Origin of the sequence: Pseudomonas helleri (assembly GCF_001043025.1) — a bacterium.
Lineage (GTDB): Bacteria > Pseudomonadota > Gammaproteobacteria > Pseudomonadales > Pseudomonadaceae > Aquipseudomonas > Aquipseudomonas helleri.
The window spans coordinates 1-8,970 of sequence record NZ_JYLD01000029.1 but is presented as its reverse complement, the minus strand read 5'-3'; the positions used below and the strand labels follow the sequence as shown (position 1 = coordinate 8,970).

The window sequence follows — 8,970 nt, the reverse complement described above, 5'->3', positions numbered from 1 at the left end:
GCGCCGCAGTATGTTTTGCCCCATCGGCGACCTGATCGGTGGTTCCCGCGAGCAGTGAAGCAGCGCCCAGCAAAATATCCGACCCGAAAATAAAGATGCCAGTCAGCTTAACTGACTGGCATTAGCCCTAAGGCGTCTTTTTTTCGGATTTGGTGGGCAGGGGTAATCTGAACTGGATTCATAACTTATTGGTTTTTATAGTTTTTACGTATTTTGTTTTTTCTTGGAATACTCTTTGGAATACCAAGTCCATTTGAAATGCTTTGAGGCGTGATTGGCCAGGTCGATGATGTTCCACCTGATCGTGGGAATTGAGCAAAGCAGATGCCCCTTTTGTAACGTCAGTATCGCGTCTAAATCCATCATGTTCTTGCCATTTAGATTTTAGGTTAGCCCGGTTTTTGGGCTGCGTTGTTATTGAGTTTTGACCATGTTTTGCTGGGGATTATGGTTGTTGATGTTTTTGTCCCCCGTTTAGTGATGTCGTGAGGCGATGCCGGGTAAAGCGATGGATAGGTCGACGGATCGTCCTTACGAATGTCCCAAAGGTCGTCAAGAATCGTCACGGTTTTTTAGACTGCTGGATGTATCCACAGTTCACCACTTTGGTGTAAGGTGGTGAGAGAGTTTTGCGAGTATGCATGTTATGTCGATACAGCGAAGACGGCAGGACGCAGGCGCTTATGAGCGTAGCGTACGTGCATCCATAAGCTTTCCTGAAGAGCAGTACTCCGTGCTGGAAAAGATCGCGGCAGAACACCGGGTCTCGCTTGCATGGGTGGTACGGGATGCGGTCGATGGGTACTTGAAAGCGCGCTGGCCGCTTTTGGCGCAGGGCGAGAGCTCGGAAGAAAAGAAATCTGATGCGGGTCAACGTGAATAATATTTTTGAGAAAGATGGGGAAGAAATCCGGGTCCTGTCTTTATTTTCCGGATGCGGCGGAATGGACTTCGGTATCGAGGCCGCCGGAGGCCACATCGTTTTTGCAAACGACATCCTTAAGGATGCGTGTAAAACGCTGGAAAAGTATTTTCCTGATACTGATGTGAGGAATGGCGATATATCGCAGATCCTCGCATTTCCGAGTGCCGATGTCGTCGTCGGCGGATATCCATGCCAGTCTTTTTCTATGGCTGGCAACAGGGACCCCAAGAGAGACGAGCGCACGAACCTCTATAAGCAGTTTTTGCGAGTAATCAGCCTCGTCCGTCCTAAATATTTTGTGGCAGAGAATGTTTCTGGATTGAAGCAATTGGGGGCGGGTAGCTTTCTGGAGGAACAGGAGACGGCCTACAGGCAGGAGGGCTATGTTGTGAGTCATCACCTCATAAACGCCAAGGCATATGGAGTTCCTCAATCTCGCAAGCGTCTAATTATTGTCGGAGTAAGGAAGGACCTAAACCAAGTTTTTGAATTTCCGCCTGAAACACACGGGAAGGCAACAAAGAAAAACCCTGATCTGAAGCCTTATACTTCTCATGGCGATGCAATTTCGGATTTGCCTCTATGGCCTGAGGGAGAGTTTTATGAGCGTCCGCATGATCCTGAAGGCCATTTTTCTTGGTACTTCATGTCCCGGAACCGTAAAGCTAAGTGGAGTGAACCAGCGTATACAGTGGTTGCTAATTCGCGGCATGTAACGCTGCATCCTGCAAGTCCAGTAATGAAACTGACATGGTCGAATTTGGCTGATGGGTGGAAGCAAAGGTGGGACTTTTCGGACGAGTATGAACACCTATCCGCAGACCCTACTCGACCTATCCTTGAACTACCGAGACGACTCTCCTGGAGAGAGTGCTCCCGCATTCAAACATTTGGGCGTGATTTCGAGCCGGTAGGCGATACCGACTCGAAGTTTACTCAGATTGGTAATGCCGTACCGCCAATGCTTGCTGAGGCAATTTTCAAACATCTCTTTACTGGAGCTGGATTGAAGAGCACGGCGTAGAAAAATCTGAACAAGGTAGAGGCGCTGACGGCGTTTGGATTCTCTAGTCTTCTGCGACGATAACAATTACGTCAATTCTAATAGGGTTATGGCAGTGCCAAAAATTGCATCACAGCTCGTCAGTAAAGTTGCGTCTGCTTCTGAGGCCGCAAGGAACGAGGCGCAGTTGCGACATGAGCTGGAAGGTGCTCTTAAGGTAGCTTGCGAAGCACGAAATATTCCATGGACGCCATTTCAGCTGGAAAGAGCGCTTAAAGAAGCCGGTAAACCCACTAAGTTTGCTGATGTAGCTCATGGAGCAGTGGTAATCGAGTATGAGCCACCGAGATCGTTCACTGGACGTCTCAATAGCAAGGCTAAGCATGCTCGTGATCAAGCTGAAGAATACGCTGTCCTTATCTCGGCCGAAGAAGGCCGTATTTTAGAAGACTATGTATTAGTTATATGGGATGGATCCCATATCAGCTTTGGCTGTTTTGAAGAGGCATGCCCGCAATGGGATGGTGTCATTCCTTTTGACATCAGCGCCGCAAATCGATTATTGGCTTTACTTGAGCAGGATGGCCGTCCGCTTGTTCACCCTCAGTTACTACAGGCGCTGGTTGGGCCAGATTCCGATCATGGGATTGCTCTAATTCCTGCTCTTTACGACAGTATATGTCGAGCGGAGTCGACCTCTCGTACTTCTAAAACGAAGATGCTTTTTACAGAGTGGCGCAGGCTTTTTAGTCAAGTTGTCGGTTTTCAGCCTGCTAATATGAAGACGCTGCTTGCTCGGCAAGAAATATCCCATGATCAACCCTATGATGAAAATCCTGCTGCTTATCTTTTTGCTCTGAATACTTATATTGCGATAATCGCCAAAATTGTCACTGCATGCGCTCTTCCTCGGCCGAGCCAAAATCTTCTGGATTCGACTGTGCCAGTGGTTGATCGTTTGCGTGCAGTTGAAACGGGCGAGCTTTTTGAGCACTCAGGTATTCTAAATATGCTCAGCGGCGATTTTTTTGCTTGGTATTTAGATGATAGTGGTTGGGAGGATTACAGTCCTCATTTAGACGCATTGTTTGGGAAGCTCTCCGGAGTCGACTTCACAATCGCAAAAAAACATCCGAATACTACGCGAGATTTATTTAAGGGAATATACGAGCGCTTTATTCCTCGCGAAGTCCGGCACGCTCTTGGGGAGTTCTATACACCTGACTGGCTTGCCGAGCATGGGATGGATCTCATTGAGTGGGGGGCGGAAGACTCTCTTACTGATCCGACATGCGGCTCAGGCACGTTCCTGTTGGAAGCGCTGCGTCGGCGTCGATTACAGCAAGGCGATAGCGCCACTGCAAAGTCTCTGCTTTTGGGGCTGCATGGAATCGATTTGAATCCGTTAGCAGTACTTGCCGCCAAGGGATCCCTGGCTGTATTTCTTTCCCCATTTTTGGATCCTGCTGATCCTATACGCTTGCCGGTCTACTTGGCTGACGCCATAAACCCTGCTCGCGTAAGCAGCGGTCTTTTCCCAAGCTACAGCTACGTCATGCAGACCGAGGTCGGCCCTAGAGAGTTTTCAGTGCCGGAGGCGATGATTAGGCATGCGGAATTCTTCAAGGTATTTACAAGAATCCGGGGGTTAATCGATGCAGATGTTATTGCCGCTACAATAAACAGTGCGATTCGACCTGATCTTAAGGGAATGCAGTTGGATGATTACGATATTCAAACTGTCGAGACAACTGTCGGAAACTTAGTGTCGCTCCATGAGCAGGGATGGAATGGGATTTGGTGCGCCATTCTTGCTGATCGTTTTGCGGCGGGTGCCATCCCACCATCGAGTCATGTTTGCGGTAATCCTCCCTGGGTGAAATGGAGCAATCTTCCGGAGGAATACACCAAGACGATTCAGGCGCAATGCAAGCAGCTTGGTGTTTTCAGTAACGATAAATGGGTCGGTGGAATCGAGGCAGATATTTCCACAGTTGTGACTTACCAAGCGATCTATCATTACCTGGCCCCCTCGGGGCGGCTTGGCTTTTTCCTGCCCGGCTCGGTCTTCACTACTCCCTCAAGCGCTGGCTTCCGCAGGTTCTCTGTCGGTCCCAATAACGTGAACTGTAAAGTATTATTGGTTGAGGATTTTGATGCAATCAGTCCATTCGACGGTGTGACCAACATGCCTCGTTTCCTGGCTCTAGAACGAGATGCTTCGACTGTTTTCCCTGTACCGTACCGTGTCTGGACTACGGGCGATGTACCGGCCTCAACTTTACGGAGGTCAAGGGGTGCTGAGGAGTTTCGTCGAGCTGCAACTCAGATCGAATATACGGCTGTTCCTGTGCCAGGTGGGGAGGGAGGCCGGCCTTGGCTTACCGGCCCGCATGAAGAGCAGGTGGTGTTCGCTAAAGTTTTTTCTGGTGCAGAGCGAGTGTACCAAGCTCGCAAAGGCGTTACGGCAGACCGTAACGGAGTGTTTTGGGTCTATGAGGCGGAGGAGGGCGATGAAAATACAGTTACAGTACGAAATGCCGCCTCCATCGGTAAAACGAAAGGTATTCCGGAGATAACCGCTCGAATTGAATCCGAACACCTTTTTCCGCTACTCAGAGGTCAAGGAGTCAGACCCTTTTGTGCTGTTCCGGACGAGCATCTACGTATCATAGTTCCTCAGCGTGGGATGCATGGAGATACTGAACTCGCTGTTCATTCTCCGTTGGTGTTCAAATTTTTGAATCGTTTTAAATCCCATCTTGAAGGTCGCTCTAGCCTCAAGAGGTTCCAAAAGGGGCAGGCGTTTTATTCACTATGGAGCACTGGTGCATATACTTTTTCGCCTTACAAGGTGTTATGGCGTGAGATCGGAAAAGTTTTTGCCGCAGCCTATGTAGGAAGTGCGGCTACTAGCTTTTCTGGTGAAAAAATAGTGATCCCGGATCACAAACTTTACTTTATTCCCGCTGAAACCGAGGGAGAGGCTGCATATCTAACCGGCTTTCTAAATGCTCCTGTGATTTCTAGCACAGTATCGGCCTATGCTTCTCGGTTAAGTTTAGGGGTGAGCGTGGCGGAATACTTGAATATCCCACACTACGATGAAAGTAATGCGCAAATTAGGGAGATCCGAGATTTATCACTTGAGATCACCGCTAGACTTAATGGTGCGGCCGAAAGTGAGCTTCTAGCACTTGATATGCATGTCAAAAAATTATTGAATTTTTAATGGCTTTGACGGGGGCGTGACTTCTACCGATAGAAAATCACGCCTCAGCTATGAATATTTGAGTAGGCCGGAGCTATTTTTTCCAGAGATGGTAGTTAGGATTGAGGCCAATTACGTCTTGCTTGGAGTTATAACAGAACTCCATAGTGCAATTGCTTGGTAAGGGCACGGTAAACCCATCTGTTCATCCCCGCTAAGCCCCGACATGGTGGACACCTTTTTAAGTGGACACCTTTTCTGGCCTTTTAAAGGTAAGCGAACGGTGAACACACCTACCGACCTCCCAAATTAAGGGCGATGGTGTCCGTCTATTTTTAAGCGGACGCGATAGCCCTTAAATGCGCCAACGAAGCTCTTACCCCAAGTCGTTTAAAGCCCAGGTTGTCCAGGAATGCCTGCAACCCGGCGCCTCCATTTCCAGCGTGGCCATCAGTCACGGCATCAATGCCAACGTGATCCGTAAGTGGCTGCCACTTTTTCGAGATCAACCACCCACAACCCTGCCGGCGTTTGTTCCGGTAAAGGTCGCCCCGAAAAGACAGGCCGAGTCATCGGTAATCATCGAGCTGCCATTTGGTGAGCAAATCATCACGGTGAAATGGCCGTCTTCCGATCCCGAAGGATGTGTCCGTTTTGTCCGTGGACTTGCTTCGTGATCCGCATCGACGCAATCTGGCTGGCCACCGAGCCGATGGATATGCGCTCCGGCACTGAGAAAGCCCTCGCACGAGTCGTGTCTGTCTTCGGTGCGGCGCAGTCGCACTGTGCTTATCTCTTTGCCAATCGCCGAGGCAATCGCATGAAGGTGTTAGTGCATGACGGCCTGGGCGTTTGGCTGGCGGCACGCCGTCTACATCAAGGAAAATTCTCCTGGCCGAGTAATCGGCATGGCGATCAAATGGAGTTAAGTCCCGAGCAGTTACAGGCTCTGGTGGTCGGCCTTCCCTGGCAATGGCTTGGGTCTGACGGAGCCATCCGTAACCATTAAGAGAAATGGATGACATACATCGATCAGCAGATCGGGCAGAGTCATCGCCATGATTCCTACTCCTCCTCTCGATCAGCTCGACACTGAACAACTGCGCAGTTGCTCGCACGCGTTGAGCATCTAGATACGCAGCTGGCGAGCCTCGACAAAGAGGTTCTTCATCAGAAGACCCGTAACCAGCAACTTATTCACGAAATCGCCCTGCTCAAACGCCACCGCTTCGCCAAACGCTCCGAGTCGTTCAGCCCTGATCAGGCCAGCTTGCTCGACGACCTGATTGAGACCGACCTGGCCGCCATCGAAGCAGAGCTTGAAATCCTGGCGCCAAAGCCAGCGCAAGCAGCAGTCCGCCAGCAACCCAAACGCACTGCATTGCCTGCCGAGTTTCCACGCACGTTGATTCATCACGATCCAGAAAACACTCAATGCCAATGCGGCTGCGCCCTCAAGCGCATCGGCGAAGACGTCAGCGAAAAGCTCGACTACACGCCAGGCGTGTTCAGCGTTGAACGGCATATTCGTGGCAAATGGGTCTGTGACAACTGCGAAACCTTGATTCAAAAGCCGGTGCCGGCGCAAGTTATCGACAAAGGCATCCCGACTGCCGGGCTGCTGGCTCAGGTGATGATCGCGAAATACGCTGATCATTTGCCGCTGTATCGCCAGGAGCAAATCTTCGGGCGAGCCGGTCTCGCAATTCCTCGATCAACACTGGCTAGTTGGGTCGGCGCTTGCGGCGTGCAATTACAGCCACTGGTGGATGCCCTGCGCGAAGTCGTGCTTGAGCACAACGTGGTGCATGTCGATGAAACGCCGGTGCAGATGCTCGCGCCGGGCGAGAAGAAGACTCATCGTGCTTATGTTTGGGGCTATGCCACGACGGCGTTCGCTGAGATCAGTGCGGTGGTGTATGACTTCAGCCCTGGTCGCTCGGGCGAATATGCCCGCACCTTTCTGGGCGACTGGAAAGGCAAGTTGGTCTGCGACGATTACGGTGGTTACAAAGCCAGTTTTGCACTTGGCGTCACCGAAATCGGCTGCATGACCCACGCTCGCCGCAAGTTTTACGACCTGCACGTCACCAATAAAAGCGTGCTGGCTGAGCAGGCGTTGCGGTACATCGCGGCTTTATATGAAGTTGAACGCGAAGTTCGCGATTTGGAACCGGATGTCCGGCGACGAATACGTCAGGAAAAAGCAGCGCCCCTGATGGACGCGTTTCATGCCTGGATGATCGCCCAGCGCGAGCTTGTGCATGAAGGTTTGGGGATTACCAAGGCGCTGGATTACAGCCTAAAACGATGGGCTGCGTTGAGCCGTTATCTCAACGACGGCACGGTGCCGATAGACAACAACCATATCGAACAGCAAATTCGACCTTGGGCTCTTGGAAGAAAAAACTGGCTGTTCGCCGGTTCACTACGCAGTGGCCAACGCGCTGCCGCGCTAATGAGTTTGATCCAGTCAGCCAAGCTCAACGGCCACGATACGTATGCTTATCTAAAAGACGTTCTTACTCGCCTGCCGACGCAGCGGGCGAGTGAGATTGGGGAGCTGTTACCGCATCGATGGAGACAGGCTTAGTTGTGCAAGACGGGATGCCCGGACGCTTACGCCTGTAGACAACAGTCACATCGATAGTCGGATAAAAACGTGGGCTCTTGGACATAATAACTGGCTCTTTACTAGATCATTGCGCTGCGACTAGCGCGCGTCTACGCTGTTGAACTTGATCCAGTTGGCCAAGCTCAATAGGCATGATGCGTATGCCTATCTTAAAGACGTACTCATTTGCCTGCCGAAAAAGCAGGCAAGTGAGATCGGGGAGTTGTTGCCGCATCGATGGCAACCGGCTTAACTGTGCAAGGCGGGATGCCCGGACGCTTACGCAGTAGGGGTATTCGCGAGCGGCACGCTATGACCAAAATCTAAGGTCGAAAAAATTAATATGTCCTCCATGTCATGCAGATAAAACGAAATCGACCCAGCCCCAAGCCTTGCGAGAAAGTGCAACTATGTGGTTATGGCTAAAGGATCCGAAGCTGGGCACTGGACAAAGCGGTTAATCAATCGAGAAGCTTTTTACCGTACTTGTACGCGAAATAACCACCAAGCCCTATTGCTAAGGTTCCGCCTACTACCCAGCCGACAACTGGCACTGCACTTGCGGCAGCAGCTGTACCTGCAATCACAGAGACTCCACCTGCCATTCCAGCCCCGCCAGATGCTACAGCTCCTCCGCCGGCCGCTGCCAAGGCAGCAGTTGTCGCGGCTGCGCCAGCTCCGGCTGTCCCTAGCGTCGCAGCTGCAGTAGCAGAAGCAGCTGTAGCTGCGCCTGTGACACCAATAAATCCACCAATTCCAGCTCCGGCGGCAGCCCCTACACCAGCAGCAATCGCGTCATCCGTTTCGATAGTCATGCTTACCTTGCCATTCTCTAAATTATTAAGCTTCCAATGACATCATATTGATATCAATATGGGAAGTACCACTTCTGGGCGTGTGTGATGTCCGCTAGGGTGACATGACGGTAGAACATTTACCGGCGGACGTTATTCAGCACCGTGTTTACATGTACTGATTTTATGGTGCGCAGTTGCCACAAAGCTGTCTAAAACTACGTTTATCTACCTCGGATTTATGGGCTGACCAGGTGCTATCTTGTGATCAGTTTTGAACAGTAAGCCGCTGTAAGCTATGAATCGCCCCTAGTTTCGTAGACACCTCCAAGCCTTAAAATGAGGCCCATTAGGAGGTGCCATGAGCAACCAGCGATATCCCGAAGAATTCAAAATCCAGGCGGTCAAACAAGTGACCGAAAA

General features: G+C 50.9%; 7 protein-coding genes. All 7 read left to right on the top strand.

Features of this window, described 5'->3' with window-relative positions:
- The first annotated feature begins 733 nt into the window (after positions 1-733).
- The 7 genes from TU84_RS26395 to TU84_RS25885 all read left to right on the top strand — a co-directional run bounded on the left by TU84_RS26395 (position 734) and on the right by TU84_RS25885 (position 8,006).
- Positions 734-883, top strand: coding sequence for a hypothetical protein (locus tag TU84_RS26395; protein WP_162207700.1), 150 nt, complete (start codon positions 734-736; stop codon positions 881-883).
- Positions 864-1,949 carry a DNA cytosine methyltransferase gene (locus TU84_RS25105; RefSeq protein WP_206541207.1) on the top strand — a complete coding sequence of 362 codons (1,086 nt, stop codon included), beginning with the start codon at positions 864-866 and terminating at the stop codon, positions 1,947-1,949. The genes TU84_RS26395 and TU84_RS25105 overlap by 20 nt, the downstream gene beginning before the upstream one ends.
- A gap of 94 nt (positions 1,950-2,043) precedes the next feature.
- The gene (locus tag TU84_RS25100) at positions 2,044-5,160 is read left to right on the top strand and encodes an N-6 DNA methylase (RefSeq protein ID WP_157403824.1); all 3,117 of its coding nucleotides are present in this window, start codon (positions 2,044-2,046) and stop codon (positions 5,158-5,160) included.
- A 338-nt stretch (positions 5,161-5,498) separates the two neighbouring features.
- Positions 5,499-5,816: an IS66-like element accessory protein TnpA gene (gene tnpA / locus TU84_RS25095; protein ID WP_048368684.1), complete on the top strand. Its 318-nt coding sequence runs from the start codon at positions 5,499-5,501 to the stop codon at positions 5,814-5,816.
- On the top strand, positions 5,813-6,148 hold the full coding sequence (gene tnpB, locus TU84_RS25090) for an IS66 family insertion sequence element accessory protein TnpB (protein WP_048373992.1): 336 nt from the start codon (positions 5,813-5,815) through the stop codon (positions 6,146-6,148). The genes tnpA and tnpB overlap by 4 nt, the downstream gene beginning before the upstream one ends.
- Before the next feature lie 99 nt (positions 6,149-6,247).
- A complete protein-coding gene (gene tnpC / locus TU84_RS25085; RefSeq protein ID WP_082148822.1) occupies positions 6,248-7,732 on the top strand; it encodes an IS66 family transposase in 1,485 nt (494 codons plus the stop codon).
- A 139-nt stretch (positions 7,733-7,871) separates the two neighbouring features.
- The gene (locus TU84_RS25885; protein ID WP_338152556.1) at positions 7,872-8,006 is read left to right on the top strand and encodes a transposase domain-containing protein; all 135 of its coding nucleotides are present in this window, start codon (positions 7,872-7,874) and stop codon (positions 8,004-8,006) included.
- Positions 8,007-8,970 lie beyond the last annotated feature (964 nt).